This window comes from Aeromonas hydrophila subsp. hydrophila ATCC 7966 (assembly GCF_000014805.1).
Classification (GTDB): Bacteria; Pseudomonadota; Gammaproteobacteria; order Enterobacterales; family Aeromonadaceae; genus Aeromonas; species Aeromonas hydrophila.
In genome coordinates this window covers 1,516,005-1,543,004 of the sequence record NC_008570.1, presented here as the reverse complement: position 1 = coordinate 1,543,004, position 27,000 = coordinate 1,516,005, and the positions used below count along the sequence as shown (strand labels likewise).

Here is a 27,000-nt window from a genome sequence, read left to right as displayed (position 1 = left end):
TACAGCAGAGCGGGCATTATTCCACAAACTGACCGCCGCCCTGAGCACCTTTGTCGAGAAATGGGAGGGTGGACTCAGGAAACCGCACGGCCAGCAGGCGCAGCAGTGCTTGCAGATCGCTCGGTTGCAGGGTAGTGATGGTCGCCCGATAGGCGGCAAACAGTTCGGGCTCCATCTGCTCCAGCCAGCTCAGCGTCTGGTCTGGCCCGCGATGCCAGCGTCCGGCCAGCTCGTCGATGAGGGCGGGCAACTCCACCAGCAGCCAGAGCTGGTGATAACGGCGGCTGACCCCCTCCCCCTGTGTGTTCTCGCCGCTGGCCCGGCGGGCCAAGGTGCCCAGCCAGCCGAGCCGCTGACGCCGCTCCGCCAGCGTGAGCGGCGCCGGGCCCTGGCGCTGCAGGCTGGCCAGCTGCTGCAGATAATCCAGCCCCTGCTCTTCATGGTCCTTGAGCAGCAGCCCCCGGTACAAGTAGAGCTGGTCCGGCTCGGCCTGCGCCAGCACAGCCTGATCGTGATACTCCAGCGCCAGTGGCCCGTCGCCCTCCCGCTCGGGCAGGGAGTCGACAGCCAGTCCGCTCTCTGGCTCCCCCTGCTCTACCAGAAAGAGGGCCAGCCGCCTCGGCTCACCCTCCTCGGCGCCTGCTTGCAGGATGGCCGCCACCACCCGTTCGTCGGCCAGCAGAGGGGCCAACTGCCGTGTCAGCGGCGCCGCCAGCGTCTGGCTTCGCTCCAGCTGCCAGTAGCTCACCTCGCACGGCGGCTGACCACTCAGCTCACGCCGACCGCAATAGCGCATGCCAAGCTTGGCCATCACCCGGCCGGAGGCCAGATTGCCTGGCATATGGCGGGCGGTCAGCACCGGCAGTTGCAGCCGGTCAAACGCAAAGGCCTTGACCAGCCGGGCGGCCCGGGTCGCCAGCCCGCGATTTTGCCAGGGCACGCCCACCCACCAGGCGAGCTCGCCATTCCAGTGCAGCGAGATCACCCCCACCAGCGGCGCCTGGCCCTCACCCGCCGGCAGGGTCAGCGCCCAGCTCCAGCCCAGCCCGAGCGCCGCCTTGCGCCAGCAACCGGCCAGCCAGTCGCGAGCGGCCTCCGGCGGGTAGGGATGGGGGATGTTGAGGGTGTAGCGGGCGAGAGCCGCATCGCTGCAATAGCGCACCACGTCGGCTTCATCGCACGCCAGCAGGGGACGCAGTTGCAGGGCAGGCCCCGACGGCGAGGCGGGTTCGGCCAGCACCGGCACCGTCAGACGGCGGGCCCGCAGGCGGTTGAGCACGGCGCCCAGATCGTCTGGCGCCGTCAGCGTCAGATCGGCGCCCTGTGGCCCCAGCGTCAGCAGCCCCTCCTCCCGGGCCAGGGTCAGCAGGGAGGCCGAGCCGCTGATGAGGATCTGGCGGCTCGGATCCCTCGCGGGCTGGGCAGGCAAGTCGCCATCCAACCAGGCGGCCAGCAGCGCGCTGGCCGAACGCACGCCATCGGGCGGACAACCGGACCAGAGTCCGCCAATATCGCTCGGCAAACCCTCATCGACCTTGCTCTGCAGCAACAGCCAGCGGCCGCCCTGCCGTTGCCAGGCTTGCAGCACCGGCGCCCAGTGGGACTGCCACAGGGCCCGCTCGATCAGCAGCTCCATCAGCCGGCCTGGCAGGCAGCCGGCAGGCTCAGGTGACGGGGATGCGCCTCGATACGGGCGATCCAGTCGCGAATAGCTGGCCAGCCCTGCAGCGAGAAGATCCCCTCCTCCGCCACATGGGTGTAGGCATAAAGCGCGATGTCGGCGATGGTCGGGGAATCACCGCACAGGTAGGGACTCTGCTTGAGCTGCTGCTCCAGCACCGCCAGCGCCTTTTCGCCGCCGGCTTTGAGCCCGTCGAGGCGCGCCTCCTGATACTCCGGCCGCCCCAGATAGTGCACGATGAAACGGGCTACCGCGATATAGGGCTCATGGCTGTACTGCTCGAAGAACAGCCACTTGAGCACCTCGGCCTGCTGGCGCGGCTCGGTCGGCCACAGGGGCGAGCCCTGCGCCAGATAGAAGAGGATGGCGTTGGATTCCGCCAGGGTATCGCCGTGGGCCAGCTCCAGCACCGGGATCTTGCCGTTGGGGTTGATGGCCAGAAAATCGGGGGTACGGGTCTCCCCCGCCAGCACATCCACCGGCACCCAGTCGAGGGGCAGTTCAAGCCAGCGGGCCAGCAACCAGGGCTTGTAGCAGTTGCCGGACTTCAGATCGCCATACAGACGCATACAGACTCCTTGTCAGCGGCAGCGGGCACTCAGGGCGCCAGCCGCTCGATGTGCCAGCCTTCCCCTTCGCGGGTGTAGTAGAAACGATCGTGCAGGCGATGTTCGCCCCCCTGCCAGAATTCGACCGTGTCGATCCGCACCCGAAAACCACCCCAGAAGCTCGGCAGCGGCACTTCGCCATTGGCAAACTTCTGCTTGAGCTCGAGGAATTTGGCCTCCAGCACGCCGCGCGCCGAGATGCGGGTCGACTGCTGGGAAACCCAGGCGGCGATCTGGCTGTCCTTGGGGCGACTGTGGAAGTACTTCATCACCTCAAAGGTGCTCATCTTCTCCACCCGGCCAGTCACATGCACTTGTCTATCCAGCGTGTGCCAGGGAAACAGCAGGCTGATGCGGGGGTTGCCCTCCAGCTGATGCGCCTTGCGGCTGCCCATGTTGGTGTAGAACACCATGCCCTCGGCATCGTAGTGCTTGAGCAGCACGGTGCGCTGCCAGGGCTGGCCGTCGGCATCGACGGTGCCCACCACCATGGCGGTGGGATCGGTCAGCTTGGCCTCGCACGCCTGGGCCAGCCACTTCTCGAACAGGGCAAGGGGCTCGGCTGGCAGATCGGCCCGGTGCAATCCACCCCGGGTGTATTCGCGGCGCAGATCGGCTACATCCATCATCTTGATTTTCCTTCTCTCTTTGCCGCCCATGCGGCCATGCGTGCTGGCATTGTGCGACGAGCACGCCATGGGTACAAGCCTTGTGACCGGCAAATGGCGGCTGCAAAAAAGGGGGAGGCTCACGCCTCCCTCCCTTGGTATGCCCTTCGCACGCTCTTGCTACGCGCAGACTTATTGCTTGCCGGCAACAGCGGGACAATGCGCCAGCATGCGCCGGTTGTAATCGGCCGCGTAGGCCGCCAGCTTGGCCTGGGCCTCTTCCTGCCCGGGCTTGATGACATCCCCCAGGCCATCGAGGTAGCGCACGCCGCAGCGCGCCTTGGCCGAGGCCTGCTGCTCCGGCGCAATGCCGGGTGCCACCTCGCCGCGCCCGGCCCGCACGATCAACCGGTAATCCTGCTTGGCCAGACTGGCGCTGACCGCCTGCTCCAGGGTATCGGCGTCCGCCTGACAACCGCCGAGCAGGGATACCAACACCAGCCAGCCAGCCCTCATCCGCGCCTCCGTTGCCAACCCAGCAAGGCCAGCGCCAGAGTCCAGAGACCGATGGCGCCACCACCGCCGCCACCGCCCGAGCTGCCGCCGCTTTGGGCGACCGGCAGCTTGGCCGGACTGATGGCAAAGAAGATGTTGTCGCTGCAGGCCACCTTCAGGCGGGCGGCGCTGGCCAGATCCGCCGGCAGGGTGACGGTGGCGGCGCCGCTGTTGGGCTGGCTGACCGCCAGATTGCTCCAGCTGGTTCCCTCGTTCTGGGTGATGAACAGATCCACCTTGCTGCAGCTGATCGGCGCCAGCGTGGTGCCGGCCACATCCCAGCTGACCGCCTGGCTTGCCCCCGGCGTCAACGCCCCCCCAAGCGGGGCAGTCAGCCGGAAGGCGCTGCCGGTGTTGACCACTTGAACCTTCATGTCGTCGCTGGCGACACCGCCCTTGCCGTCACGCACCGTCAACCGGAAGTTGAGATCCCGGTTGGTCGTGGGCCAGGCCTCGCCCTTGGCGAGCGTGCCCGAGAGCAGAGAGGGCAGGCTCGGCAGGATCCGCTCCGGCGAGCTGGTGGGAGAAACGAAGCGAAACAGCGGCCGGCTGCCGTCGTCCACCATGGTGGCCGGGCTGCTCGATTCCGTGCCCAGGTCGATCTGCTCCCAGGTGTAGGTCAGAGGATCCCCGTCCAGATCGGCACCGGCCCCCTTGAGCACGAACGGCGTATTGGCCGGAATGATGCGGCTGGCCCCGGCCGCTGCCTGGGGCGCATTGTTGACGAGGTTGAGGGTGGTGCCGCAGGCCGGCACGGTCGCCATGTGCGCCCGCATCTGCTCGATGGACTTGCTGTGGAAATAGGGGTCGCTGTGGGGCTGGATGTTCTCGTCCCCGCAGATCCCAGCATAGGCCATGATGGAGGTGCCGCTGCCCGGCTCCCAGGCTTGGGTTGCCTCCCGATTGTCGCTGCCACAACTGTTGGTGGTGCCGTTGAAGGTGTGGTCGGCGCCGAACTGGTGGCCAATCTCGTGGGCCACGTAGTCGATAAAGAAGGCATCCCCCACCGGAGTGGCCGAGCCGGTCATGCCCTGCGAACGGGTGACGGTACAGAGCGCACCGAGATTGGCCAGCCCGCCGCCCCCGGTATTGACCACATGGCCGATGTCGAACTGTCCAAGCGGCGCGCTGGGCAGGGTCTGGGCATTGGCCTGCACCACGCTGTTGATGTCGACGTCGGCATCACCATTGGTGAAGGGATCGCTGGCCGGATCGGTAAAGATGATGTTGTCGTTGCCGCTGGCCAGCTGAAACTCGGCCCCCACATCGCGCTGGTACACCTCGTTGACCCGGTTGAGCAGGGTGGCGATGGCCGCGGTGGCCAGCACCTTGGAGCCACCGTGGAACTGGGTGTACTCCCCCGCCGCCGAGATGGCGATGACGTAACGCTTGCGCACGTTGCCATCCACCTGCACCTTGTGCGCCAGCGCCCTGCTGGCCTCGCTGCCGATAACCTTGTCCGCGTCCTCCTCCAGCCGGCTGTAGGCATCCTGCTGGTAATAGACGGCATAACCGTCGGTATTGCGCAGCGGGTCGACGAACACCGTCTTGCCCTGATGGGTGAACATGGCGTGAAAGCCCAGCGGCCCCAGGTCAAAACGTCCCGTCTCTACCGGTACCGCCGGGTTATAGCCCTTGAAGGTCAGGATCTCGGGGAATTTGGCCGCCTGATCGGCCGGCAGCAGATCATAGGCTTGCAGGGTGAAGGTCACCTCTCCCCCGTCGGGCAACGGCAGGGTCAGCGAACGGGCCCCGGCCTGCAGGCCGGCAAAATAATCGATGGGCACCTTGGCGACCCGAAACTGGCTGGCCCGCACTTCATAGCCGTCGGCGGCGCTGGCGCGCGCCGCCACCGTGTCCCACTCCTTGGCCACGAGGCCACCCGAGCTCATCAGGCTGGCTACCACCAGCGCCAAGGGAGAAAATTTCATCAACTGCATCTTTTTAGTCCTTTTAAATGCACTCACCCAAACTGCAACTGGCATCATTCGCCTGCCGCCCTGCTTAGTCCAGCACCAGCTAGCGGATATTCCCCGAATGGGGAGTGTTGCACCAACCCTGTCTAGCCCCTATCATTGCGCGGATTTATCAGTTTTTGAGCCGCGTCACCATGACGATGGTTCGTCTTTATCTGACCAAGGTTAATCTCATGCTCAAATCCCCACTGTTGCCCCGTTTCGGGGACCTGGTCGTTGCCATTGTTGACGATGTGCTGGGCCAGGGTCTCACCCTGGATCGCGCCTATGCCCGTCACTTCTCTGGCATCGAACTCAAACCGCAAGAACAGGCAAGGATTGCCCTGGTCACCGGCGATCTGCTGCGTCGCCTCAGCCTCTATTGCGCCCTGACCGGCATCCAGGTCCGTCAGGCTGAGAAGAACGTCTGGCCGCTGCTGCACAGCTGGCACGCTTTTCACAAGATAGCCCAACCCAACCATCCGACGCTGGATCGCTTCAATGAAGAGGCGTTTCGTCGCCGTCTGACCGAAGCCAAGAAGAACCCGGTACTGATGGATGGCTGCCCGACCTGGCTGGAAAAACTCGGCAGCGAGCAACTGGGCGAAGCCTGGCCTGCCGAGCGTGCCGCGCTGGCCTGGATGCCCAAGCGTTATCTGCGGGTCAACAGCCTCAAGTGCACCCGTGAAGAGCTGCAGGCCGCACTGGCCAAAGAACAGGTCACCACCATTCCAGTGGAAGGGGTCGATTCGGCCCTGCAAGTGACCTCGGATGCCGCCCTGTTTCGTACCAAGGCCTTTGCCGATGGCTGGTTCGAGCAACAGGATGCCGGCTCCCAGCAGGTTGCAGCCGCGCTGGAAGTGAGCCCCGGCATGCGCGTCATCGATGCCTGCGCCGGTGCCGGTGGCAAGACCCTGCATCTGGCCGCCATGATGGAGGGCAAGGGCCGCCTGCTGGCGATGGATGTGGAAGAGTGGAAGCTGGAAAACCTCAAGCAGCGCGCCCGCCGCGCCGGGGCCCACAACGTGGAGACCCGGGTGATCACCAGCAGCAAGACCGTCAAGCGCCTCAAAGAGAGTGCGGATCGCGTGCTGCTGGACGTGCCCTGCTCCGGCCTCGGCGTGCTCAAGCGCAATCCGGATGCCAAGTGGCGCGACACCGCCGAGCGGCTGCCGGTACTGGTTGCCCTGCAGGCGGAGATCCTGCAGCGCTACAGCCAGATGGTGAAGGTGGGCGGTCTGCTGGTCTATGCAACCTGCTCCATCCTGCCGGAAGAGAACCGTCAGCAGGTGGACAAGTTCCTCGCCGCCAATGAAAACTACCGCCTGCGGGATGACCACACCGTCAGCCCGGCCGCCACCGGCTTCGATGGCTTCTACATGGCACGCATCGAACGCATCGCCTGATGCCTGTTGTGACATAAAGTTGTGAAATAAAAAAGGGGAGCCAGCGGCTCCCCTTTTTGCATGATGCAGCTGCTGCCTTATTCGGCGGCGGCGTCATCCTGCTTGTGTTTGGCGGCAGTTTCCTTGATCAGGGTCTGCAGCTCACCGGCCTGGAACATCTCGATCATGATGTCGCAGCCACCGACCAGCTCACCTTCCACCCACAGCTGGGGGAAGGTCGGCCAGTTGGCAAACTTCGGCAATTCGGCACGGATATCCGGGTTTTGCAGGATGTCGACGTAAGCAAACGGCTCGCCACAGGACATCAGGGCCTGGGAGGCCTGGGCAGAGAAACCGCAGCTGGGTAGCTTGGGGGAGCCCTTCATGTACAGGATGATGGGGTTTTCAGCCAGCTGCTGTTTGATCTTTTCAATAGTTTCCATAGGTGCCTCACTAGAGCGATTTCGGCGGCCATTCTACTGCAATCCGGGCAGACCACAAACTGGCAAACCACCTCGGATGCAAGAAGTGATGAATCAATACGCCGCAGCTTGATCCGGATCATGGCGAGAATCAAGAGTTGTTAGCCCATCTTTGATGCTGGTACAATCGATGGGCTTTGGGCCATCTGGCCCCCTTATTTCAAGAACAATTCTTTTCAAGATAGAAAAGAGTACGCAATGTCTTGCAACCGTCGCCTTCGCACGGCCAGCCAATGGAGAGTAGAAAATGGCATTCGAACTTCCCGCTCTGCCCTATGCAATCAATGCTCTGGAACCGCACATCTCCCAGGAAACTCTGGAATACCACCATGGCAAGCACCACAACACCTATGTGGTCAACCTGAACAACCTGGTGCCGGGTACCGAGTTTGAAGGCAAGTCTCTGGAAGAGATCATCAAGACCTCCACTGGCGGCATCTTCAACAACGCCGCCCAGATCTGGAACCACACCTTCTACTGGCACTGCCTCTCCCCGAACGGCGGTGGCGAGCCTACTGGCGCCCTGGCCGATGCCATCACCAAGGCCTTCGGCTCCTTCGCCGAGTTCAAGGATGCGTTCACCAAGTCTGCCATCGGCAACTTCGGTTCCAGCTGGACCTGGCTGGTGAAAAAGGCTGACGGCTCCCTGGCCATCGTCAACACCTCCAACGCCGGTTGCCCGCTGACCGAAGCCGGTACCACTCCGCTGCTGACCGTCGACCTGTGGGAACACGCCTACTACATCGATTTCCGCAACCTGCGTCCGAAGTACATGGAAACCTTCTGGACCCTGGTCAACTGGGAATTCGTGGCCAAGAACCTGGCTGCCTGATAGCTCCCGTTCTAGCCAAAACGCCCCGCTCTTGCGGGGCGTTTTTTTTATGCCTGTGCAACAGCAGAGACGAAAAAGGCGCCCGCAGGCGCCTTTGTTGCGTTACTCGAGCAGAATGCGCTGGCATCACTGGTCGATTTCATCCAGATAGTCGTCCAGATTGCTGTCGTCTTGCTTCTCCTGCTGCTCTTGCTTGAGCTCGGTCTGACGGCCGGTCACCTTGTTCTGGTTGTACTGCAGATAGAAGTCCTTGGTCAGGGCGTAAGGATCGAGCGCGTTGTCGATGATCCGCTCCTGATCGATCAGCTTGGAACGGGTACCCAGACCATCCAGCGCCCAGTGCACCACCTTCAACGGGAAAGTCAGCAAGGCATAAGGGAAATACAACGTATCCACGGTATCCCCCACCAACTTGCGGGTGGTGGTCGGGCCGTAGACCGGCACCATCAGGTAGGCGCCATCGCCGATATCGGCGCGGCCCAGCACGGTATTGAGCTCCAGCTTGTTGCGCGCAAGGCCAGCATGCTTGGCCACATCGAAGATACCCAGCAGACCCACGGTGGTGTTGAGGGTGAAGCGACCCAGGTTGGTACCCGCCCCCTTCAAATCGCCGGTGATGAGATGGTTGACCATGCTGCTCGGCTCGTTGAAGTTTTCCACCAGGTTTTCGATGCCGTCCTTCATTCCCTGCGGGATATAGCGGGCGTAGCCATGCACCACGGGACGGGCCACATAGGGCTCCAGTACATCGTAGTTGACGGCCCACATGGCCCGGTTGGCGCCCTGGAACGGGTCACGACCATCGCTGGCCGTGCTGGTCGCACCGGGCCGGCTCGGCGTCTCCTTGAGGTCAAGGCTCTCAGGCCCCTGCTTGGGCGGGCCGCCAGCACAGCCGCCCAGCAACAAGGCCACCATCAATGCCCCTACACGCACATACATATGGAAGTCCTAGCTTTTTATTGTGATTAATCTGAATTATAGGCAGCCCGGCCCCATCGAGGGGCCGGGCCAAAGGCGTATTAGAGGGCGTGATCGATGCGGATGTCAATCGGCGCTGAAGGAATCGAACCGGTTGCGACCGGAACGGAGACGCCTTCAAACGCCCCTTCCTTGTTCATGACGTTGCCGCCACGGGAGAGGCGCGCCTTGAACTGCAGCTCGGGATAGGCAGCCAGCTTGTTGCCTTCCATCATGGCGTCACCGTCACCCAGCGACAGGGTCAGCGGGAAGTGCGGCCCCGGGATGCGCTTGACCGCGATGGGCATGGGCGGTCCGTTGGGGATCACCGCAAACACGAACAGATGGGCATCTTCCGGCAGTGCAATGCCATCGGCCAGCGTTACCTTGAGCGGGAACTCGCCAGCCTTCACTTCCAGCACCTGGTCAGAGGCCGCGTTCTGCCCGCTCGCCTCAGCCGGCACGGTCGCACTGGCCATGCCGAGTTTCTTCAACTGCTGCTCGGCATAGTCGATGGATCGCTCCACCATGGTGTAACGGGTCGAGCCCTTCTCCATCAGCGGCAGCATCTCGCGCCAGCGTTGCAGGGCGGTCTTGAAGTCCTCTTTTTGCAGCGCCATGAAGGCGTAGACGGAGCGCGCCTCGATATTGGCAGGATCCTGGGCAATGGCCACCCGCAGCAGCTGGTCGGCTTGCGCGTCATCCCCTGTCATCATCAGCGCCTGGGCGTAGGGCACCGCCACCATCGCCTTCTGTGGAGCCAGCCCGTAGGCCCGCTCCAGCGCCTCGCGTGCCATCTCGGGATCATTGCCATCCAGTGACAGCCGACCCAGCAGCAGCCAGCCGCGGTAATCATTCGGCTCATCCTTCAGGCGGGTACGCAGGCCTAAGGTAAAGTCCAGCAAATCCTGCTCGGTGACCTCGGCGTCCCGCTCCACCAGGATGCGGTTGCTGAGCTCACCCAGCCGGCTGTTGGCATCCTGCCAGCGGCTGACCTCCTGCCAGGAGCCGAGCTTGTAATAGAGCCCCAGGCTCACCACCAGCAGCACCAGCACACCCGGGATCCAGATCATGCTCTTGCCGCCGCGGGCGGTCTGCTCCACGTCGGGGATGTCGTCCAGCAGGCTGCGTTGCAGCTCGATCAGGGAGTCCTGCTCTTCCGCCAGCACCCCTTGCTCGCGCTCTTCCCCGATCTCCAGCAGACGCTGGCGATAGAGCTGTTTGTTGAGGGCCGAGCGGCTGATGCTCTGCTTGCCCTCACCCCGCCACAACGGCAGCACCAGTGCCAGACTCACCAGCACCAGCAGGGCCGCGATCACTATCCAAAATGCGGTCATTGTTTCTCTTCCTCTTTGAGCAGGGCAGCCAGACGACGCTGCTCCTCCGCGCTCAGGGCGCTATCCGCCGGCGTAGCAGCCGCGGGACGACGGCGACTGCGCACCACCACCATGACGACACCGATGACGATCACCAGCAGGGGGCCGAGCCAGAGGATCAGGGTCGACGCCATCAGCGGCGGGTTGTACAGGATGAAGTTGCCGTAACGGGCGACCATGTAGTCCACCACTTCCTGCTTGTCCTTGCCCTCGCGCACCATCTGGTAGGTCTTGTCACGCAAGTCCTTGGCCAGGCCCGCGTTGGAATCGGCGATATCCTGGTTCTGACACTTGGGGCAGCGCAGCTCCTTGGTCAGCTCGCGAAAGGTCTGCTCCTGGGCGTCGCTGTCGAAGGTGTAGACATCGATGGCGGCCAGCGCCTGGCCCGCCCCGCCCAGTCCCGCCAGCAGCAGCAGGGACGCAATAAACATTCTCATCAGGCTCTCCCTCACTTCATGGCGTCATAGATGGGTTTGAGGGTGCTGGCCCACACCTCGGGGTTGACGTCCCCCACGTGGCGATAGCGAATGATACCCTGACTGTCGATGAAGAAGGTCTCCGGCGCGCCGTAGACCCCCAGATCCAGCCCCAGCATGCCGTCGGGATCATAAAGATTGATCTGATAGGGATTGCCGAGCTCCGCCAGCCAGTTGATGGCCTTGGCCCGCTCATCCTTGTAGTTCATGCCGACGATGTAGATCCCCTGCCCCGCCAGCTGCTTGAGGTAGGTGTGCTCCCCATAGCAGGTCGGGCACCAGGTGGCCCAGACGTTGAGCAGCATGGGGCGCCCCTTGAGAATGCTCCTGTCATGCTGTTTGTTGAGGTCATAGATGTCCTGCAGGGTAAACACGGGCACTTCCTTGCCCACCATCACGGACTCGAGCTTGGTGGGATCGGAGTAGAGCCCCTTGAACAGAAACACGGCCCCCAGCAGAAACACGATGAAGGGGATCAGAAACAACCAGGTCTTCTTGCTCATGCCTTGGCCTCCTCGTCACGGCGACCGAAACGGTAGCGCTTGTCCAGCATCGCCAGCACGCCGCCAATGGCCATGAAGACGCCGCCGAACCAGATCCAGCGCACGAAGGGTTTGTAGTAGATCCGCACCGCCCAAGCGCCGCTGTCGAGCTGCTCGCCGAGCGCCGCGTAGAGATCCCGGGTGAAGCCGGCATCGATGGCCGCCTCGGTCATCGGCATCCGGGTCACCTTGTACATGCGTTTCTCCGGCTTGAGCAGGGCGACCTGCTTGCCGTCCTTGTGCACTTCCAGCACGCCCTTGAAGCCGTCGTAGTTGGGGCCGTTCTTCTCCTTGATGCCGGTGAAGACAAACTCGTAGTCGGCAAACTGGACCCGATCGCCGGCCTGCATCCGCAGATCCTTCTCGATGCTGTAGTTCTGGGTACAGGCGATGCCGATGATGCTGACCGCGAGGCCCACGTGGCCCAGGATCATGGCCCAGTGGCTGTTGCCAAGGCGGCGCACGCCGACGGCGAAGCTGTGCTTGTGGGTGGCACGCACCCAGGTCTCCTGCACGCTGGTCACGATGATCCAGGCGCCAAGCCCGATACCGAGCGCAGCCCAGGGCTTGAACTCCTCAGCCAGCAGCAGCGGCAGCAAAATGGCGGCGGCCAGGCTCAATACCAGCGCCAGCACCACCTTGCCCTTGAGCTCGCCCAGCTCCTGGCGGCGCCAGCGAAACAGCGGGCCGACCCCCAGCAACAGGGCGAACGGAATGATCAGCCAGCTGTAGATGTGGTTGAAGAAGGGAGTACCGATGGAGATGCTGCCCAGCCCCAACTCCTTGTGTACCAGCGGCAGCAGGGTGCCGAGCAGCACGGTCAGCAGACCCGCCACCAGCATGATGTTGTTGCACAGCAGCAGGGTCTCGCGGCTCCACAACTCGTGCTTGCCGTGGCTTCTCACCTGGGAGCCCTTGAAGGCAAACAGCAGCAAGGATGAACCGATTACCGCCAGCAGGAAGCCCAGAATGAACAGGCCGCGGGTCGGGTCGGAGGCAAACGCATGCACCGACACCAGCACGCCGGAGCGCACCAGGAAGGTACCCAGCAGGCTCAGGGAGAAGGCGGAGAGCGCCAGCAGCACGGTCCAGGCCTTGAAGGTGGCGCGCTTTTCACTGACCGCCAGCGAGTGCAGCAGGGCGGTGCCCGCCAGCCAGGGCATGAAGGAGGCGTTTTCTACCGGATCCCAGAACCACCAGCCACCCCAGCCGAGCTCGTAATAGGCCCACCAGGAGCCCAGCACGATACCCAGGGTGAGGAAGACCCAGGCCGCCATGGTCCAGGGACGCGACCAGCGCGCCCAGGTGGCATCGAGCCGACCGGTCATCAAGGACGCGATGGCGAAGGCGAAGGCCACCGAGAAGCCCACATAGCCCATGTAGAGCATGGGCGGGTGGAAGATGAGACCCGGGTCCTGCAACAGCGGGTTGAGGTCGCGCCCATCTACCGGGAAGTAGGGCAAGGTACGAATGAAGGGGTCGGAGGTAAACAGCACGAAGGCGGTAAAACCGACCGAGATGAGGCCGAGCACGCCGAGCACCCGCGCCACCGCGTCGAGCGGCAGGCGACGGCTGAACATGGCGACGGCCGCAGTCCAGCCTCCCAGGGTCAGCACCCACAGCAGCAGCGAACCTTCATGGGCGCCCCACACCGCGGAGATGCGATAGGCCAGCGGCAGCAGGCTGTTGGAGTTGGTGGCCACGTACTGCACGGTAAAGTCGTTGTCGATGAAGGCCCAGGTCAGGCACAGGAACGACAGCAACAGCAGCAGGAACTGGGCATAGGCCAGCGGGCGGGCCGCCGACATCATGCCAAGGCGCCCCCATTTGGCCCCGAGCAGCGGATAGCTGCCCAGCAGCAGGGCGGTGGCGAAGGCCAGGATCAGTGAAAACTGTCCCAATTCAGGGATCATGGCTGAACTCCTTTCAAATGAGCCGCAGCACGAACCTGTAAACCGGCTTGAAAAGGTGAAAACGGTGCGAATGCTGCCGGGATCATTGCTTGCTCCCCTTCAGCTGCGCCTCGGTATATTCCGGCTTGAAGTGCATGCCGTTGGTGGCATCGGCCACTTCCGGCGGCATGTAGTTCTCATCGTGTTTGGCCAGCACCTCGAAGGCGGCGACCGTGGTTGCATCCTTGAGGGTGCCCTGGGCGACGATGCCCTGCCCCTCGCGGAACAGATCCGGCAGGATGCCGTCAAACTCGACGGTCACCAGATGCCCGCCGTTGTCCACCAGCTTGAAGGCCACCTTGAGGCTCTGGGGATCCCGCTGTACCGAACCCGGCACCACCAGACCGCCGATGCGCAGGCGCTGTCCCTCTTCCGGCTTGATCTTGTCCGGGCCCTTGCCCTCCACCAGCTCGCTCGGGGTATAGAAGAGATCAATGTTCTGGCTGAGGGCATAGAGCACTAGGCCGATCACCGCGGCAAGCCCGGCACTGATCGCCAGGATGATGGTGAGGCGTTTCTTGCGTCTCGGGTTCATAGGGTGTTCTCCATCTGCTGGGCCGCCTTGCGGCGGGCCTCGCGCGCCTGCTTGTTGCGCAGTTCACCGAGCAGGGCGCGGGTTTTCATACGGGTGGAAATGACGATGCCGACCAGGCAGAGCAGGGTCAGGCCGAAAGAGAGCCAGACGTAGAAGGCGTAACCGCCCATCGCCAGAAAGTCACTGAATGAGGCAAAGTGCATGCTTACTTCTCCTGCTCGGCTATCTCTTTGACCCAGGGGCGGTGCCACTCCCGCATCAAGAGCTCGTTTCTAAAACGCATCAGGGAGAGGGCCCCGAGGAAGGCGGCAAAGGCCAGGATCATGATGAGCAGCGGCCACAGCATCTCGGGGGAGATGGAAGGCTTGTCAAACTTGGTGATGCTGGCGCCCTGGTGCAGGGTGTTCCACCACTCCACCGAGTAGTGGATGATCGGCAGGTTGATCACCCCCACCAGCGCCAGGATGCCGGCGGCGCGACCGGCCAGTACCTTGTCGCTGAAGGCGTTGTAGAGGGCGATGACGCCGAGGTAGAGGAACAGCAGGATCAGCTCGGAGGTGAGTCGCGCATCCCACACCCACCAGGTGCCCCACATGGGTTTGCCCCAGGCGGCGCCGGTAAACAGTGCGATGAAGGTGAACACGGCGCCGACCGGCGCGACCGCAGCCACCGTCATGTCCGCCATCCGCAACTGCCACACCAGACCGATGAAGGCGGCCACCGCCATGGTGGAGTAGGCCCCCATGGAGAGGATCGCGGCCGGAACATGGATGTAGATGATCCGGAAGGAGTCGCCCTGCTGATAATCCGCAGGTGCAAAGGCCAGCCCCCAGAGGGTGCCGATGATGAATGCCAGCAGGCTTGTCACGGCAAACCAGGGCAGCAGGGTCCCTGCCAACTGGTACGCGCGCTCGGGTTTAGCGTAAGGGTGCAACCATTTCCACATAGCTCACAAAACCTTTCTGTTATTAATATCGTGGCGAGGCCTACCATACCCACTGCCGGAAAACATCACATCCCCCGAAAGCAATAAGCAGCCATCCTCTTGATCTATCTCAATTATATTTTTTATAACGGCCCTTCCATGGCCACTTTTTCAGACGCTTTCGTCAATTCACGCTGACCCGCAGCGCCGCCGAGACCGCCAGTGGGGTCAGGGTCAACGCACCGGCCAGCATGGCCCCCAGAATCGCCAGCTGCCCCGAATAGGGCAGCCCCATCCCCGCCGCATCGATGGCGGAGGTGGCAAAAATCAGTACCGGAATATAGAGCGGCAGGATCAGCAGGCTGAGCAGTACCCCCCCCTTGCGCAAACCGACCGTCAGGGCGACGCCGACCGCCCCGAGCAGGCTCAGCACGGGCGTCCCCAGCGCCAGGGTGGCGACCACCGCCAGATAGGTGTTCATGTCCAGCGACAGCAAAATGGCGAGCAACGGGGAGATGAGCAGCAGCGGCAGGCCGGTCAGCAACCAGTGAGCGATCACTTTGGCCAACGCCAGCAAGCCCAGTGGATGGGGCATCAGCATCATCTGCTCCAGCGCACCGTCGCCGAAGTCGTCGCGAAACAGCCGCTCCAGCGACAGCATGGCCGCCAGCAGGGCGGCCACCCAGATGATGCCGGGAGCGATGCGGGCCAGCAGCTTGGGCTCGGGGCCGATCCCTAACGGAAACAAGGTGATGACGATGAGGAAAAACCAGAGCGGGTTGAGGATGTCAGAGCGCTGGCGCAAGGCCATCAACAACTCGCGGTGGATCAGGTGCATTACGGCGCGCAACATCAGAACTACTCCTGCAGCAAGGGCGTGAGAGAGAGGGTCTTCAACCGTCCCTGCATCAGGGTCATGTCCTGATGGGTGGTGAGGATCACCATGCCCCCTCGTTCGGCGTGGGTCAGGAACAACCGCTCCAGCACCTTCACCCCCTGCTTGTCGATGGCAGTAAACGGCTCATCCAGGATCCAGAGCGCCGGCTTGTCGCTGAGCCACAGACGGGCCAACGCGACACGGCGCTGCTGGCCGGCAGAGAGCTGACCGGTGGGATTGTCTTCAAACCCGGCCAAACCGACCTGGGCCAGTACCCGCCACAGATCCACGCTGGTATCGGCCGCATGGTGCAGCTTCTGGTAAAAGGCGAGGTTTTCGAGCGGTGTCAGGGCAGCCTTGACGCCAGGCTGATGACCAAGATAGAGCAGATTGGCGTGATATTCATCGCGGCAACTGCGGATATTTTCGCCATTCCAGCACACTTCACCGGCAAATGGTTGGGACAAGCCGGTCAGCAAGCGCAGCAGGCTGGTCTTCCCTACCCCGTTGGGGCCTTCAATTTGCACCAGATCACCGGGAGCCACCGCAAAGGAGAGATGTTCAAACAGAGTGCGATCTTCACGCACGCAGCTCAGATTGTGAATTTGAAGCAGCATGAGGATGTAATCAGTGAAAAGAAGCGGCCTGCATATTAACACAGTATCGGGAAGCGTCTTTTCAAAGATGCCAATTATCAGCAGGATTTGTGGGGGAGATCCCGCCTTGAAGAGAGGGGAGGAAAATCAGGAAGGCGGACGCCTTCCCGAACATTCATGAGCGGCCTTTTCGCAATGAAATCAACAATTCAGCCTCGGCCTTAGGCAATTCACATTCATTCATGACCTCATCGAGGTCGGCACCAAGTTCCACCATCTTGGCGGCGCGGCTGTACAGACGGCGTTCCGGATCCTGCAGGGTCAGCTCCTGCTGGCGATCGTTGATCTGCTGCATGGCCCCTTCGACGGACTGCAGACGCTGGCCCATGCCGATGGCCCCGGTATGCAGCTCCATCATCTGCTTGCGCAGGCTCTCGAGCTGCCCTTGCAGCGTCTCCACCCTGGCCTCGGACTCTCGCTGGCCACGTCGGCTGCCAATCACCCCATACAGGGCCAGCACCAACGCCAGCAAGGACAACCCCAAGGCGGCAATTTCAATCATCAACACATTATCTTCCTATCAGAGGGAACCGATATCTTCCCACTCTTCATCGGAGAGCAGCTTGTTCAGATCGACCAGGATCAACAGCTGACCATCGCGGTTGCTGACACCCTGAATGAACTTGGCACTCTCTTCGGTACCCACCGCCGGGGCCGCGTCGATCTCGGAGGAGCGCAGATAGACCACCTCGGCCACGCTGTCGACCATGATGCCGATCACCTGCTTCTCCGCCTCGATGATGACGATACGCGAGTTCTCACTCACATCGCCGGAGGGCAGGCCGAAACGGGAACGGGTATCGATGACGGTCACCACATTGCCGCGCAGGTTGATGATGCCCAGTACATACTCGGGCGCACCGGGCACAGGGGCGATCTCGGTGTAGCGCAGCACCTCCTGCACCTGCATCACGTTGATGCCGTAGGTTTCATTTTCCAGCTGGAAGGTGACCCATTGCAGCACTTCATCTTCGGCCAGATTCTGTGCAATATTGCGCTTTTCTGTCATGTTTTTATTCCTTTTATGAAAACGTCTACTGGTAAAACTAGCAATAAAACAGCCCGAGTGCAGAAGTTATCAGCGACCTTCTATGTTGACCCCGCGCTCCAGCAACAGGAGCAATTCTTTCACATGCAGCAGGGCACACATCTTCTCCTTGACCATGCCCGCCAGCCAGGGGCGTTTGCCCTCCTGATGGCGCCATTTGACCTGGTCACGATGCAATAACTCCGTTCCCTTCAGATGATGGCAGGCAAGTCCCCAGGGAGATTCACCCAGCATGATCAAATACTTGTAATCAGGCACTTCCAGATGCTGGCCGGGCATGACCCACTGCGCCGTGTCCACCACGTTCATCTTCTGTTCGCGGGAAGTCATGATCCCCTTGTACCAGCCTGGCTGACCAAACAGGGTGTTCACTTCTCCCAGTTGATGAATGCCGCCAAGCTCGGTCAACGGCACCGCAAAGGTGACACCGGCGACCTCAAAGAACAGCGCCTGAAACTCCTTGCCGGTATCGATATTCTCCCAGGTGGAGGGTGCAACCTCCTCCTGTGGCGCCAATGCAACATCGGTTTCCGTCACCACCAGCGTGGCAGGATCCGCAGCTGCAGGTTCGGGCATCACCTCGGGCCAGACTGGCTCGACGGGCAGCAGGGCATCTTCTGCCTCAATCTGGAGCGGCTCGCTGACGACCTCTTCATGGCTCAGCGCGTCGATTTCAAACTGCACCTGACCGACCTGAGCCAGCAATTCACTCAACTGCTCCAGCCGTTGATCCGCTTCCAGATAGGGTTGCGCCACCTTATCGGCAACCGGCTGGGGCTGACGCTGCAACTGGATGACGGGGGCAGAGTCAGGCTCGTCGGACGAATCCAGCAACAGCGCATCATCCAGCAACAGGGAGTGGAAGTAATCATCCATGGCCCGAACTTGGGTGGTATCTCTCATGATGTTACCTCATGAGCACGCTGACGCTCTTGCGCATCAAGATAGTTGAGCAGGGTCTCATAGGCATAGGTGCCACGGCTGCTCGGCGAATAGATGGAGGGGGGAATGTGAAGCAAACTGGCATCCCGGAATTTGGTATCTATGGGTATGACGGCATTCCATACCGCATTGCCGTGCTGCTCCTTGATGGACTGCAGAGTCATCAGCGAGGCACGGGTTCGCTTGTCAAACATGGTGGGAATGACGGTATAACGGAACTTCTCCCGCTTGGAGCGCTGCATGATTTCAAACGTCTTCATCATCCGCTCCAGCCCTTTGAGCGCCAGAAACTCGGTCTGTACCGGCACCAGGATCCGGTCACACGCCGCCAGCGCATTGACCATCATGACCCCCAAGACGGGCGGGCAGTCGATCAGCACATAATCGTACTGATCCTGAATGCGCAGCAACGCTCGCTTGAGCACAAGTCCCATCCCTTCCCGATTGCCCATTACCCGATCCAGGGTCGCCAGGGTGATTGACGCGGGCAGCAGATGAATGTTGTCAAACTTGGTGCGCAGCGTCAGTTTATTGACGAGCTCTGCCGTTGGTTTGACCGCCTGAAACAGCTCATAAAGAGTGCCATCCAGCCGGTCGGAATCAAAATCGAGATAAGAGGTCAGGGAGGCATGAGGGTCGGTGTCAATCAACAGCACCCGCTGGCCGCGCTGGGCCAGAATACCGGCCAGCGAGACCACTGTGGTGGTTTTACCGACCCCACCCTTTTGGTTGGCAACCGTCCAAACAATCACTGTATCAATCCTGCCTCGTTGTTATGCGTATGCCACCACCTGGCAGCGTGATCACCTTGACCTCTCCTGCCTCGACCGCCTGTTGCACTGCCGGCACTTGCGTCTCCGTTACAGCCTGCACCGGGGGAGTTGATACCGGAGCTAGTGGCACCCAGGCGAACTTGGAAATAGCGACCACCACCTTGCGATTCTGTAAGCGCCCCTGCTCGGTACTGTTGTCCGTGAAGGGAGAAAACTCCCCGTAAGCTTCATAGGCCAACCGCTGCGGCGCTATCCCTTTGGCGATGAGCGCCGTGAGTACGGCTTCCGCCCTTGCCGCAGACAACGTCCAGTTGGAACGAAAAATTTCATTATTTATCTGCTGGTTATCGGTATAACCGCGCACTCTTACATAGTTATCGACCTGCTTCAGAATACTTGAAAGAGTATTTAGCACGGGATCGGCATTGGTACTCATGAAGGCGCTGCCACTGCCGAACAACAGACCTGAGCTCAGCTCGACGGTCAACCAGTTGTCATTGAGCGTTAACTTGACTACCCCGGCATCGACCAGAGAACCCATGCTCTCCTGCAATTGCGTATCGATCTTCGCAAGAGTCATACCATCTTGCGCGATGGGAACAACTGAGATGGGAGCCAAAGAGGGTGAGCGGGCTGTGGCGCTCTCCAGAACCGAGGAGGCGGCAGATACCTCGTTGTTCAACAACGACTTTCCCTGCCCTTCCAGCAAACCGTCGCTGCGTGGCTGCATGACGTTGAATGCCTGGGTCATACCATCGATGACCGCGCGATACTTGTCCTTGTTGACCAGTGCCACCGAATAGAGCACCACGAACAGGGCGAAGATCAGCGTCATGTAATCGGCGTAGGAAACCAGCCAGCGGTCGAGATGTTCCCGACCTTGCAGATGCAAACGGTAGCGCTTGCGCATGGCTATTCTCCCTTCAGATAAGCCTTCAACCGCCGTTCAACCTGAGGACCATTTTCGCCGTGGGCGATTGCCATCAAGCCTTCCAGCGTCATCTCCTGAAACAGGGCGTAATGATAGTGAAAAGCCCGCAACCGGTTGGCAATCGGCAGGTATAACAGGTTGGCAAAGCCAACCCCGTAAATAGTGGCGACAAACGCAACGGCGATACCGGCCCCCAGCGAGGCGGGTTCTTCCAGATGAAACATGGCCTGGATAAGTCCAATCACAGCACCGATGATACCTATGGTCGGACTGTAGCCCCCCATGGCTTCAAAGACCCTAGCGGAGTGTTCGTTTCGCTCCTGCTCGATATCGATATCTGCTTCCAGCAACATGCGAATATCATCTATCGACACCCCGTCCACTATCATGGTGAGCCCCTGCCGGGTAAATTCGTCGCTCTCCTGATCAGCCTGGTTCTCCAGCGCAAGCAACCCTTGCTGACGTGCAAACACGGCCCAGGCTTGCAGTCGCTCGGCCTGGGCGACCAGATCCCAGGCGGGAGGCAGCAACATCCAACGGGTCTGTCTTATCGCTTCCAGCAGAAACTTGCGTGGTGTCTGCAAAATGACCGCCCCCCAAGTTCCTCCTACAACGATGACGAAAGCAGGCCCATCAAGCAGGGTGAGCAGGTTGCCGCCATGCCATAACTGGGCAATGGCTATGGCTCCCAGTGCCAGGATCAGGCCGAACATGCCCATCGTTAGCGGCCCAGCTCAACCAGGATTCGTTGTGCTACCCGATCCAGCGGCAGTGATTCCGTGGCGATGCCGGCTTTGGCAACCGCTTGCGGCATGCCATATACCACGCAGGAAGCTTCATCCTGTGCCCAGATGGTAGAGCCCTGCTCCTTGAGCAGACGCGCACCATCCCGACCATCTGCCCCCATCCCGGTCAACACGATGGCGAGCACCTTGTCGGCATAGGTTTTGGCGGCAGAGGCAAAGGTGATGTCGACGCACGGTTTGTAATTCACCTTGTCATTGCCATCGACAATCCGGATACGGGCACCCGCACCACGCCCTTCCAGCAGCATCTGCTTGCCGCCCGGAGCCAGGTAAGCATGACCAGGTTTGAGCACATCACCATCTTCCGCTTCCTTGACCCCGATCTGGCACAGACCGTTGAGGCGAGCGGCAAACGCAGCGGTAAAGGTTGCCGGCATATGCTGGATCAACAAGATGGGATGAGGAAAATCACCGGGTAATTTGGTCAACACGTTCTGCAGCGCAACCGGGCCCCCCGTCGAGGTACCGATAGCCACCAGCTGATAACTCTTGCCACTGCGTTTGAAGGCTGCCGCAGGCATAGCTCGCGGCGGCTCGGCCTGACGCTCTGCTGGCCGGGCGATTGAGCTGCTCAGCGGGGAACGGGCGGCAGGTTCAGGGGCTTTGGGACGAGCAGGTGCCGCCATCAGGAAACGCTTGCGAGAAATCTCCTTGACTCGCTGCTGCAACAGGCGAACGGCTTCATCCTTGTCACGGGCGATATCTTCAAATTTCTTGGGCAGGAAATCGAGCGCCCCGGCATCCAGCGCATCCAGCGTCGCCTTGGCCCCTTCATGAGTCAAAGAGGAGAACATCAGGATCGGAGTCGGACACTTGGCCATGATCTCGCGTACGGCGCTGATGCCATCCATCACGGGCATCTCGATGTCCATGGTGATCACATCCGGGCGCAGCTGGATCGCCTTGTCCACGGCTTCGCGTCCATTTTGAGCCGTATCGATCACCGTCAGCATGGGATCCTGAGTGATGATCTCGCTGACCCGACGACGGAAGAAGCTCGAATCGTCGACAACTAATACCTTGACTGCCATTGTTATTTTTCTAACTCCTTGGGCCTGGGCTATCAATGTCTACGGGCATACGCCTTGAGCAGACTCGGCACATCCAGAATGAGTGCAATACCGCCATCGCTGGTGATGGTGGCTCCCGCCATGCCTGGGGTACCTTGCAACAGGCTGTCCAGCGGCTTGATCACCACTTCTTCCTGGCCAATCAGGTTATCCACGACAAAACCGATCTGCTGCGTGCCAATCTGCACGATGACCACATGACCCGTATCTTGCCGTGACTTCTTGTGCTTGCCCCTGACCAGCCAGTTGTACAGATAGAAGAGCGGGATGGCTTTTTCGCGCACTATGATGGTGAGCTGGCCATCCACCATGTTGGCCTTCTTGAGGTCCAAGTGGAAAATCTCGTTCACGCAGCCCAGCGGCAGCGCGAAGGTCTGCTCACCCACTTCCACCATCAGGGTCGGCAGAATGGCCAAGGTCAGCGGCACCTTGATTTCAAGACGGGTACCCTTGCCCCAGGTCGAATCGATATGCACCGAGCCATTGAGGCTGACGATACTGGTCTTCACCACGTCCATCCCGACACCACGGCCGGAGATATCCGAGATCTCGGACTTGGTAGAAAAACCGGGAGCGAAGATCAGGTTGTAGGCATCGTTGTCGCTCATCCGAGCTGCCGTATCGGCATCCAGCACACCACGGCTGATGGCGATGGACTTGAGCTTCTCGGGATCCATACCGGCACCATCATCTTCGATGCACAGCAAGATATGATCGCCCTGCTGGGAAGCGCTCAGGGTAATGGTGCCCTGCCGTGGTTTGCCTGCTTTCTCACGGACATCCGGCATTTCAACCCCATGGTCACAGGAGTTGCGCACCAAGTGAACCAGCGGGTCAGCCAGCGCTTCAACCAGGTTCTTGTCCAGATCCGTCTCTTCCCCGACCATCACCAGCTCGATTTCTTTCTTGAGGGTACGAGCCAGATCACGAACGACGCGCGGGAAGCGACCAAACACTTTCTTGATGGGCTGCATGCGGGTTTTCATGACAGCACCCTGCAGATCTGCCGTCACCACATCCAGATTGGCAACCGCTTTTGACATGTCTTCATCGTTGCTGGCAATACCAAGGCTGACCAGACGGTTGCGCACCAATACCAGCTCACCCACCATGTTCATGATGACGTCCAGCGTCTTGGTATCCACCCGAACGGTGGTATCGCTTTGCACTGCGTTGTCAGCAGGCGCAGGGGCCGGTTGCTTGGCTGGCGCAGGGGCTGGTGCCGGTTTTGCCGGGGCCGCAGCCGGTTTGGCGGCGGCCGGGGCTGGCTTGGCTGCCGGAGCTGGCGTAGCGGCAGCGGGTGCTATCGCGGCCTGTACAGGCGCGGCTGGCGGCGGCGTAATACTGGTTTGCGGCCCTTGGCCACGACCGTGCAGTTCATCCAGCAGTCGCTCGAATTCATCGTCATCGATCAGTTCATCAACTTCTTTTTGTACTGATTTCAATGGATTGCTTTCAGGTGCTCCGCCATGTTGGCCCTGACCATGCAACTGATCGAGCAGGGCCTCGAATTCATCGTCGGTAATATCTCCGGAGCTTGCCACCACCGGGCTAGCGGCAGCAGTCGGAGCACCTCCCACGCCATGCAGTTCATCGAGCAGGCGTTCGAATTCATCGGCGGAGATCTCGTCGATGGAGCTCCCACCACTGACGACGGAAGAAGCGGGGACGGGATCGGCGACAGGTTCCGGGATGGCTGCGGCCACCTCGACCACCTCTTCAACGGCAGGAGCCATCTCTTCAGACGCCACACTGCCACCCGCAGAAGCGGTCAACAGCTGCTCTTCCCCTTCAGGCTTGCAGAGCTCATGCAGGTCGTGCAGGATTTCAGCGGAAGCCGGGCTTGGCGGTTCGCGATTCTGCACCTGGGCAAACATCACATTGATGGCATCCAGCGCCTGCAAAATAACATCCATCAACTCGGCGGTAACGGTTCGCTTGCCATTGCGCAAGATATCGAACACGTTCTCGGCACCGTGACAAACATCCACCAACTCGGTCAGCGAGAGAAAGCCGGCACCGCCTTTGACGGTATGGAAGCCGCGAAATATGGCATTCAACAGATTCTTGTCATCGGGTCGCTTTTCCAAGTCGACCAGTTGTTCAGACAACTGTTCCAATATTTCGGATGCTTCGACCAAAAAGTCTTGCAGTATGTCTTCATCAACTTCGAAGGCCATGCGTCACTCCATTAAAATCCCAGGCTAGACAGCAGATCGTCCACATCATCCTGACCATTGACCACATCGGAACGAGTCTCAGGGTTCATGATGGGGCCTTCAGCTTCAATCCCGCTTACAGGAAGGCTGCGAGAAGAATGCTCAGCAGATGCCTCACCAAACATAGTCAGCATTTCTATTAATTTAGTTTCAACTTCCTGAACCAACTTGATGACCTTGCGGATCATCTGGCCGGTCAAATCCTGAAAATCTTGCGCCATCAGGATTTCTGTCAGCAGTTGCCGTAATTTATCGGCATCAGATTCAGAAGCCTTAATGAAATCATCCAGTTGGTGACATAAAGACTTGAACTGCCCAACACTCATCTCTCTGCTCATCAGGGCATTCCAGTTGGGCAGAACAAGCTGAATATTGTCATTTAGTCGATCGGCAATCGGTAGACTGGCTTCCACGGCATCCATGGTGCGATTGGCAGCTTTGTCCGTCATGTCGATGACATAACTGAGTCGCTCCCGCGCATCGGGGATTTCATGGGTGGCCAGATCGGGGATCCGGGGATCTAGCCGAAAATCTTGTAGGGAATCATGCAGTTGTCGGGTCAACTGACCCACTTTGTCAAACAGGGCCGCCGCATTGGGAGCACACGCATCGGCGATGAGAGTGTCGGCCTGTTCAAATTCACCTTGCTCAAGATGGGCAACAAGCATCCTTGCCTGATCGAGCGAAATCATTGCACTCGTTTTGGCCTTCATCCCTGCTGCTCCTTAGCCGATTCGTTCAAAGATTTTGTCGAGTTTCTCTTTGAGCGTTGCAGCAGTGAAAGGCTTGACGATATAGCCATTGACGCCGGCCTGGGCAGCTTCAATGATCTGCTCGCGTTTCGCTTCGGCAGTCACCATCAGAACCGGCAGGTGTTTGAGTTTGTCATCGACGCGAATAGCCTTGAGCAGGTCGATGCCTTGCATACCCGGCATGTTCCAGTCGGTCACGACAAATTGAAAATCACCATTTTTCAACATTGGCAAGGCCGTGTTGCCATCGTCTGCTTCGTGGGTATTGTTGAATCCCAAGTCACGCAGCAAGTTCTTGATAATCCGGCGCATCGTTGAAAAATCGTCAACAATGAGGATTTTCATGTTCTTGTCCAAAATTCCCTCCTAAATAGCCGCCAGAGCGGCTCACTTACATGATGCAGATCGCAGGTTTTGTTTTGCGGATTATGCCTTAGAGTTTTGTTTCAGTGTAGCCAGTACAAACACTTATACATGCCAATCTCTTAAACGCGCGCGTAATCTGTGCATCGCCTGACTATGTATCTGGCTCACGCGAGACTCGCTGACGTTCAATACCTCGCCTATTTCACGCAAGTTCAGTTCTTCATCGTAGTAAAGGGAGAGCACCAGCGCTTCCCGCTCCGGCAGGCGGCCAATGTGTTCGGCCAGCGCCCCTTGAAAACGCTCGGCAGCCAGTTCATCAAACCCGTTGCTGCCCGGCTCATCATCGGGGTGGCCAATGACATCCTCGCTGACGCCAAGATCTTCGATGCCGATGATCTTGCCGCAGGAGACATCCTGCAGCATCGTGTGATACTCACCAAGGCTGACCCCCATCTGGGCGGCAACCTCGCTATCGCGAGCATCACGGCCATGGGCTTGTTCAACATTTTCGATGGCTTCGGCGATGGTGCGGCTGTTGCGGTGTACCGAACGCGGCACCCAGTCACCCCGCCGGATCTCGTCGAGCATGGAACCGCGGATACGGATCCCGGCGTAGGTTTCAAAGCTCGCCCCCTTGCTGCCGTCAAAATTGCGGGAGGCTTCAAGCAATCCAATCATACCTGCCTGGATCAGGTCATCCAGCAAGACACTGCTTGGCAGGCGAGCCAACAAATGCTGGGCGATCCGTTTCACCAGCGGAGCATGACGCTCGACCAGCACATAGGAATCCTGATGACGCAAGTACGCTTGGGCTTTATTCACGGGAACCTTCCTGTGCTATGACCGGCTTTTGCAGCAAATTTTCCAGGAAAAATTCGAGATGACCGCCGGGTTGGTTAGGAATGGGCCAGCTTGCCGCCTTGTTGGCCAGCGCTCTGAACGCCAGCGCGGCCGGGGACTTGGGGAAGGCTTCGACAATCAGCTTCTGCTTGCGCACGGCGGCTCGCAGATTGGTGTCGTAGGGGACGCAGGCAACCAGCTCCAGCGAGGTATCCAGGAAACGGTCGGTGACCCGGGTCAGCTTGGCATAGAGTTCCTGACCTTCGCGCAAGGAGCGAACCATGTTGGCCACCACCTTGAAGCGGAAGACGCCGTGCTCCTTGGAGAGGATCTTGATGAGGGCGTAGGCATCCGTGATGGAGGTCGGTTCATCGCACACCACCACCATGATGTCCTGGGCCGCACGGGTGAAGCTCAGCACCATGTCGGAGATTCCAGCCGCCGTATCCACCAGCAGGATGTCGACCTGGGTCTTCATCTCGCTGAAAGCGCGGATAAGCTCGGCGTGTTGCACCGGCGAGAGCTCGACCATGGACTGGGTACCCGAGGTGGCCGGCACTATCATCATGCCGTAAGGCCCCTCGACGATGATGTCGTCGATGGTGCATTCGCCGGCCAGCACATGGGACAGGTTGCGATGTACCCGCAGCCCCAGCATGACGTCCACGTTGGCCAGGCCAAGGTCGGCGTCCAGTACCATCACCCGTTTGCCTTGGGCGGCCATGGCTCCCGCCACGTTCAGGGTCACGTTGGTCTTGCCGACGCCCCCCTTGCCACCAGACACGGCGATCACTTTTACTCGATTGTTTTGACGCATTTTGCGCAGACCACTCGCCTGATCCATATACATG

The 27,000-nt window shown here is 60.4% G+C and carries 30 protein-coding genes; 2 read left to right on the top strand and 28 right to left on the bottom strand.

The features are described 5' to 3' along the window. Positions 1-16 precede the first annotated feature (16 nt). From AHA_RS07095 to AHA_RS07075, 5 genes are all read right to left on the bottom strand, one after another. A complete protein-coding gene (locus AHA_RS07095; RefSeq protein ID WP_011705312.1) occupies positions 17-1,636 on the bottom strand; it encodes a GNAT family N-acetyltransferase in 1,620 nt (539 codons plus the stop codon). Then, on the bottom strand, positions 1,636-2,250 hold the full coding sequence (locus tag AHA_RS07090; RefSeq protein ID WP_011705311.1) for a glutathione S-transferase family protein: 615 nt from the start codon (positions 2,248-2,250) through the stop codon (positions 1,636-1,638). The genes AHA_RS07095 and AHA_RS07090 overlap by 1 nt, the downstream gene beginning before the upstream one ends. Positions 2,251-2,279: 29 nt before the next feature. Continuing rightward, positions 2,280-2,918 (bottom strand): pyridoxamine 5'-phosphate oxidase, encoded by a 639-nt coding sequence (gene pdxH, locus AHA_RS07085; protein ID WP_011705310.1) that lies wholly within the window; start codon positions 2,916-2,918, stop codon positions 2,280-2,282. Positions 2,919-3,089: 171 nt separating this feature from the next. Beyond that, on the bottom strand, positions 3,090-3,413 hold the full coding sequence (locus tag AHA_RS07080) for a hypothetical protein (RefSeq protein WP_011705309.1): 324 nt from the start codon (positions 3,411-3,413) through the stop codon (positions 3,090-3,092). Then, a complete protein-coding gene (locus AHA_RS07075; RefSeq protein ID WP_164927586.1) occupies positions 3,410-5,392 on the bottom strand; it encodes a reprolysin-like metallopeptidase in 1,983 nt (660 codons plus the stop codon). The genes AHA_RS07080 and AHA_RS07075 overlap by 4 nt, the downstream gene beginning before the upstream one ends. A gap of 209 nt (positions 5,393-5,601) precedes the next feature. Here AHA_RS07075 and AHA_RS07070 point away from each other — a divergent pair, with 209 nt between their 5' ends. After that, entirely contained in the window at positions 5,602-6,813 is a 1,212-nt protein-coding gene (locus AHA_RS07070; RefSeq protein ID WP_029303566.1) for an RsmB/NOP family class I SAM-dependent RNA methyltransferase, read from the top strand. A gap of 77 nt (positions 6,814-6,890) precedes the next feature. On the opposite strand, the gene AHA_RS07065 is transcribed toward AHA_RS07070, so the two are convergent. Beyond that, positions 6,891-7,235: a Grx4 family monothiol glutaredoxin gene (locus AHA_RS07065; RefSeq protein WP_010673955.1), complete on the bottom strand. Its 345-nt coding sequence runs from the start codon at positions 7,233-7,235 to the stop codon at positions 6,891-6,893. A gap of 286 nt (positions 7,236-7,521) precedes the next feature. On the opposite strand from AHA_RS07065, the gene sodB reads away from it, so the two are divergent. Beyond that, positions 7,522-8,106 carry a superoxide dismutase [Fe] gene (sodB, locus tag AHA_RS07060; protein ID WP_011705306.1) on the top strand — a complete coding sequence of 195 codons (585 nt, stop codon included), beginning with the start codon at positions 7,522-7,524 and terminating at the stop codon, positions 8,104-8,106. Between the two features lie 126 nt (positions 8,107-8,232). On the opposite strand, the gene AHA_RS07055 is transcribed toward sodB, so the two are convergent. The 22 genes from AHA_RS07055 to AHA_RS06950 all read right to left on the bottom strand — a co-directional run bounded on the left by AHA_RS07055 (position 8,233) and on the right by AHA_RS06950 (position 26,999). After that, a complete protein-coding gene (locus tag AHA_RS07055) occupies positions 8,233-9,045 on the bottom strand; it encodes an MlaA family lipoprotein (protein ID WP_016350065.1) in 813 nt (270 codons plus the stop codon). A gap of 80 nt (positions 9,046-9,125) precedes the next feature. Further along, positions 9,126-10,400, bottom strand: a complete 1,275-nt coding sequence (gene ccmI, locus AHA_RS07050; protein WP_011705304.1) for a c-type cytochrome biogenesis protein CcmI — start codon at positions 10,398-10,400, stop codon at positions 9,126-9,128. After that, complete coding sequence (locus tag AHA_RS07045; protein ID WP_011705303.1) at positions 10,397-10,876, bottom strand: cytochrome c-type biogenesis protein; 480 nt, start codon at positions 10,874-10,876, stop codon at positions 10,397-10,399. The genes ccmI and AHA_RS07045 overlap by 4 nt, the downstream gene beginning before the upstream one ends. An 11-nt stretch (positions 10,877-10,887) precedes the next feature. Further along, positions 10,888-11,418, bottom strand: a complete 531-nt coding sequence (locus AHA_RS07040; protein ID WP_005298853.1) for a DsbE family thiol:disulfide interchange protein — start codon at positions 11,416-11,418, stop codon at positions 10,888-10,890. Next, complete coding sequence (locus tag AHA_RS07035) at positions 11,415-13,370, bottom strand: heme lyase CcmF/NrfE family subunit (RefSeq protein WP_011705302.1); 1,956 nt, start codon at positions 13,368-13,370, stop codon at positions 11,415-11,417. The genes AHA_RS07040 and AHA_RS07035 overlap by 4 nt, the downstream gene beginning before the upstream one ends. Positions 13,371-13,452: 82 nt before the next feature. Next, on the bottom strand, positions 13,453-13,944 hold the full coding sequence (gene ccmE, locus AHA_RS07030) for a cytochrome c maturation protein CcmE (protein ID WP_011705301.1): 492 nt from the start codon (positions 13,942-13,944) through the stop codon (positions 13,453-13,455). Then, a complete protein-coding gene (gene ccmD, locus AHA_RS07025; RefSeq protein ID WP_011705300.1) occupies positions 13,941-14,147 on the bottom strand; it encodes a heme exporter protein CcmD in 207 nt (68 codons plus the stop codon). Before ccmD ends, ccmE begins: the two co-directional genes overlap by 4 nt. 2 nt (positions 14,148-14,149) lie before the next feature. After that, positions 14,150-14,890 carry a heme ABC transporter permease gene (locus AHA_RS07020; RefSeq protein ID WP_011705299.1) on the bottom strand — a complete coding sequence of 247 codons (741 nt, stop codon included), beginning with the start codon at positions 14,888-14,890 and terminating at the stop codon, positions 14,150-14,152. A gap of 163 nt (positions 14,891-15,053) precedes the next feature. Continuing rightward, on the bottom strand, positions 15,054-15,722 hold the full coding sequence (gene ccmB / locus AHA_RS07015) for a heme exporter protein CcmB (protein ID WP_011705298.1): 669 nt from the start codon (positions 15,720-15,722) through the stop codon (positions 15,054-15,056). 5 nt (positions 15,723-15,727) lie between these two features. Next, complete coding sequence (ccmA, locus tag AHA_RS07010; RefSeq protein ID WP_011705297.1) at positions 15,728-16,363, bottom strand: cytochrome c biogenesis heme-transporting ATPase CcmA; 636 nt, start codon at positions 16,361-16,363, stop codon at positions 15,728-15,730. A 154-nt stretch (positions 16,364-16,517) separates the two neighbouring features. Next, positions 16,518-16,904: a DUF2802 domain-containing protein gene (locus AHA_RS07005; protein ID WP_011705296.1), complete on the bottom strand. Its 387-nt coding sequence runs from the start codon at positions 16,902-16,904 to the stop codon at positions 16,518-16,520. A gap of 18 nt (positions 16,905-16,922) precedes the next feature. Further along, on the bottom strand, positions 16,923-17,411 hold the full coding sequence (locus AHA_RS07000; RefSeq protein ID WP_005298836.1) for a chemotaxis protein CheW: 489 nt from the start codon (positions 17,409-17,411) through the stop codon (positions 16,923-16,925). A 69-nt stretch (positions 17,412-17,480) separates the two neighbouring features. Next, on the bottom strand, positions 17,481-18,353 hold the full coding sequence (locus tag AHA_RS06995) for a chemotaxis protein CheW (protein WP_011705295.1): 873 nt from the start codon (positions 18,351-18,353) through the stop codon (positions 17,481-17,483). After that, complete coding sequence (locus AHA_RS06990; protein ID WP_011705294.1) at positions 18,350-19,144, bottom strand: ParA family protein; 795 nt, start codon at positions 19,142-19,144, stop codon at positions 18,350-18,352. The genes AHA_RS06995 and AHA_RS06990 overlap by 4 nt, the downstream gene beginning before the upstream one ends. 4 nt (positions 19,145-19,148) lie before the next feature. After that, positions 19,149-20,075, bottom strand: coding sequence for an OmpA family protein (locus AHA_RS06985; RefSeq protein WP_011705293.1), 927 nt, complete (start codon positions 20,073-20,075; stop codon positions 19,149-19,151). A gap of 2 nt (positions 20,076-20,077) precedes the next feature. Further along, positions 20,078-20,815 carry a flagellar motor protein gene (locus AHA_RS06980; RefSeq protein ID WP_024943899.1) on the bottom strand — a complete coding sequence of 246 codons (738 nt, stop codon included), beginning with the start codon at positions 20,813-20,815 and terminating at the stop codon, positions 20,078-20,080. A 2-nt stretch (positions 20,816-20,817) separates the two neighbouring features. Continuing rightward, complete coding sequence (locus AHA_RS06975; protein ID WP_011705291.1) at positions 20,818-21,933, bottom strand: protein-glutamate methylesterase/protein-glutamine glutaminase; 1,116 nt, start codon at positions 21,931-21,933, stop codon at positions 20,818-20,820. 32 nt (positions 21,934-21,965) lie between these two features. Then, complete coding sequence (locus tag AHA_RS06970) at positions 21,966-24,152, bottom strand: chemotaxis protein CheA (RefSeq protein ID WP_011705290.1); 2,187 nt, start codon at positions 24,150-24,152, stop codon at positions 21,966-21,968. Positions 24,153-24,163: 11 nt separating this feature from the next. Further along, positions 24,164-24,904 (bottom strand): protein phosphatase CheZ, encoded by a 741-nt coding sequence (locus tag AHA_RS06965; RefSeq protein ID WP_011705289.1) that lies wholly within the window; start codon positions 24,902-24,904, stop codon positions 24,164-24,166. 12 nt (positions 24,905-24,916) lie between these two features. Next, positions 24,917-25,288, bottom strand: coding sequence for a chemotaxis response regulator CheY (gene cheY / locus AHA_RS06960; protein ID WP_005298814.1), 372 nt, complete (start codon positions 25,286-25,288; stop codon positions 24,917-24,919). A 123-nt stretch (positions 25,289-25,411) separates the two neighbouring features. Next, entirely contained in the window at positions 25,412-26,131 is a 720-nt protein-coding gene (locus tag AHA_RS06955; protein WP_011705288.1) for an RNA polymerase sigma factor FliA, read from the bottom strand. Then, positions 26,124-26,999 (bottom strand): MinD/ParA family protein, encoded by an 876-nt coding sequence (locus tag AHA_RS06950; protein ID WP_010634619.1) that lies wholly within the window; start codon positions 26,997-26,999, stop codon positions 26,124-26,126. Before AHA_RS06950 ends, AHA_RS06955 begins: the two co-directional genes overlap by 8 nt. Position 27,000 lies beyond the last annotated feature (1 nt).

What these genes read in the sequence shown, in the direction of transcription:
- ccmE (WP_011705301.1), bottom strand. Translation starts at nt 13,944, where the DNA reads ATGAACCCGAGACGCAAGAAACGCCTCACCATCATCCTGGCGATCAGT.
- AHA_RS06950 (WP_010634619.1), bottom strand. Translation starts at nt 26,999, where the DNA reads ATGTATATGGATCAGGCGAGTGGTCTGCGCAAAATGCGTCAAAACAAT.
- ccmA (WP_011705297.1), bottom strand. Translation starts at nt 16,363, where the DNA reads ATGCTGCTTCAAATTCACAATCTGAGCTGCGTGCGTGAAGATCGCACT.
- ccmI (WP_011705304.1), bottom strand. Translation starts at nt 10,400, where the DNA reads ATGACCGCATTTTGGATAGTGATCGCGGCCCTGCTGGTGCTGGTGAGT.
- AHA_RS07020 (WP_011705299.1), bottom strand. Translation starts at nt 14,890, where the DNA reads ATGTGGAAATGGTTGCACCCTTACGCTAAACCCGAGCGCGCGTACCAG.
- AHA_RS06995 (WP_011705295.1), bottom strand. Translation starts at nt 18,353, where the DNA reads ATGAGAGATACCACCCAAGTTCGGGCCATGGATGATTACTTCCACTCC.
- AHA_RS07000 (WP_005298836.1), bottom strand. Translation starts at nt 17,411, where the DNA reads ATGACAGAAAAGCGCAATATTGCACAGAATCTGGCCGAAGATGAAGTG.
- AHA_RS07005 (WP_011705296.1), bottom strand. Translation starts at nt 16,904, where the DNA reads ATGATTGAAATTGCCGCCTTGGGGTTGTCCTTGCTGGCGTTGGTGCTG.
- sodB (WP_011705306.1), top strand. Translation starts at nt 7,522, where the DNA reads ATGGCATTCGAACTTCCCGCTCTGCCCTATGCAATCAATGCTCTGGAA.
- AHA_RS07080 (WP_011705309.1), bottom strand. Translation starts at nt 3,413, where the DNA reads ATGAGGGCTGGCTGGCTGGTGTTGGTATCCCTGCTCGGCGGTTGTCAG.
- AHA_RS06980 (WP_024943899.1), bottom strand. Translation starts at nt 20,815, where the DNA reads ATGGGCATGTTCGGCCTGATCCTGGCACTGGGAGCCATAGCCATTGCC.
- AHA_RS06965 (WP_011705289.1), bottom strand. Translation starts at nt 24,904, where the DNA reads ATGAAGGCCAAAACGAGTGCAATGATTTCGCTCGATCAGGCAAGGATG.
- AHA_RS06985 (WP_011705293.1), bottom strand. Translation starts at nt 20,075, where the DNA reads ATGCGCAAGCGCTACCGTTTGCATCTGCAAGGTCGGGAACATCTCGAC.
- AHA_RS07055 (WP_016350065.1), bottom strand. Translation starts at nt 9,045, where the DNA reads ATGTATGTGCGTGTAGGGGCATTGATGGTGGCCTTGTTGCTGGGCGGC.
- ccmD (WP_011705300.1), bottom strand. Translation starts at nt 14,147, where the DNA reads ATGCACTTTGCCTCATTCAGTGACTTTCTGGCGATGGGCGGTTACGCC.
- cheY (WP_005298814.1), bottom strand. Translation starts at nt 25,288, where the DNA reads ATGAAAATCCTCATTGTTGACGATTTTTCAACGATGCGCCGGATTATC.
- AHA_RS07095 (WP_011705312.1), bottom strand. Translation starts at nt 1,636, where the DNA reads ATGGAGCTGCTGATCGAGCGGGCCCTGTGGCAGTCCCACTGGGCGCCG.
- AHA_RS07070 (WP_029303566.1), top strand. Translation starts at nt 5,602, where the DNA reads ATGCTCAAATCCCCACTGTTGCCCCGTTTCGGGGACCTGGTCGTTGCC.
- AHA_RS07035 (WP_011705302.1), bottom strand. Translation starts at nt 13,370, where the DNA reads ATGATCCCTGAATTGGGACAGTTTTCACTGATCCTGGCCTTCGCCACC.
- AHA_RS07065 (WP_010673955.1), bottom strand. Translation starts at nt 7,235, where the DNA reads ATGGAAACTATTGAAAAGATCAAACAGCAGCTGGCTGAAAACCCCATC.
- AHA_RS06975 (WP_011705291.1), bottom strand. Translation starts at nt 21,933, where the DNA reads ATGGCAGTCAAGGTATTAGTTGTCGACGATTCGAGCTTCTTCCGTCGT.
- ccmB (WP_011705298.1), bottom strand. Translation starts at nt 15,722, where the DNA reads ATGTTGCGCGCCGTAATGCACCTGATCCACCGCGAGTTGTTGATGGCC.
- AHA_RS06970 (WP_011705290.1), bottom strand. Translation starts at nt 24,152, where the DNA reads ATGGCCTTCGAAGTTGATGAAGACATACTGCAAGACTTTTTGGTCGAA.
- AHA_RS07090 (WP_011705311.1), bottom strand. Translation starts at nt 2,250, where the DNA reads ATGCGTCTGTATGGCGATCTGAAGTCCGGCAACTGCTACAAGCCCTGG.
- AHA_RS07045 (WP_011705303.1), bottom strand. Translation starts at nt 10,876, where the DNA reads ATGAGAATGTTTATTGCGTCCCTGCTGCTGCTGGCGGGACTGGGCGGG.
- AHA_RS07075 (WP_164927586.1), bottom strand. Translation starts at nt 5,392, where the DNA reads ATGCAGTTGATGAAATTTTCTCCCTTGGCGCTGGTGGTAGCCAGCCTG.
- AHA_RS07040 (WP_005298853.1), bottom strand. Translation starts at nt 11,418, where the DNA reads ATGAGCAAGAAGACCTGGTTGTTTCTGATCCCCTTCATCGTGTTTCTG.
- pdxH (WP_011705310.1), bottom strand. Translation starts at nt 2,918, where the DNA reads ATGATGGATGTAGCCGATCTGCGCCGCGAATACACCCGGGGTGGATTG.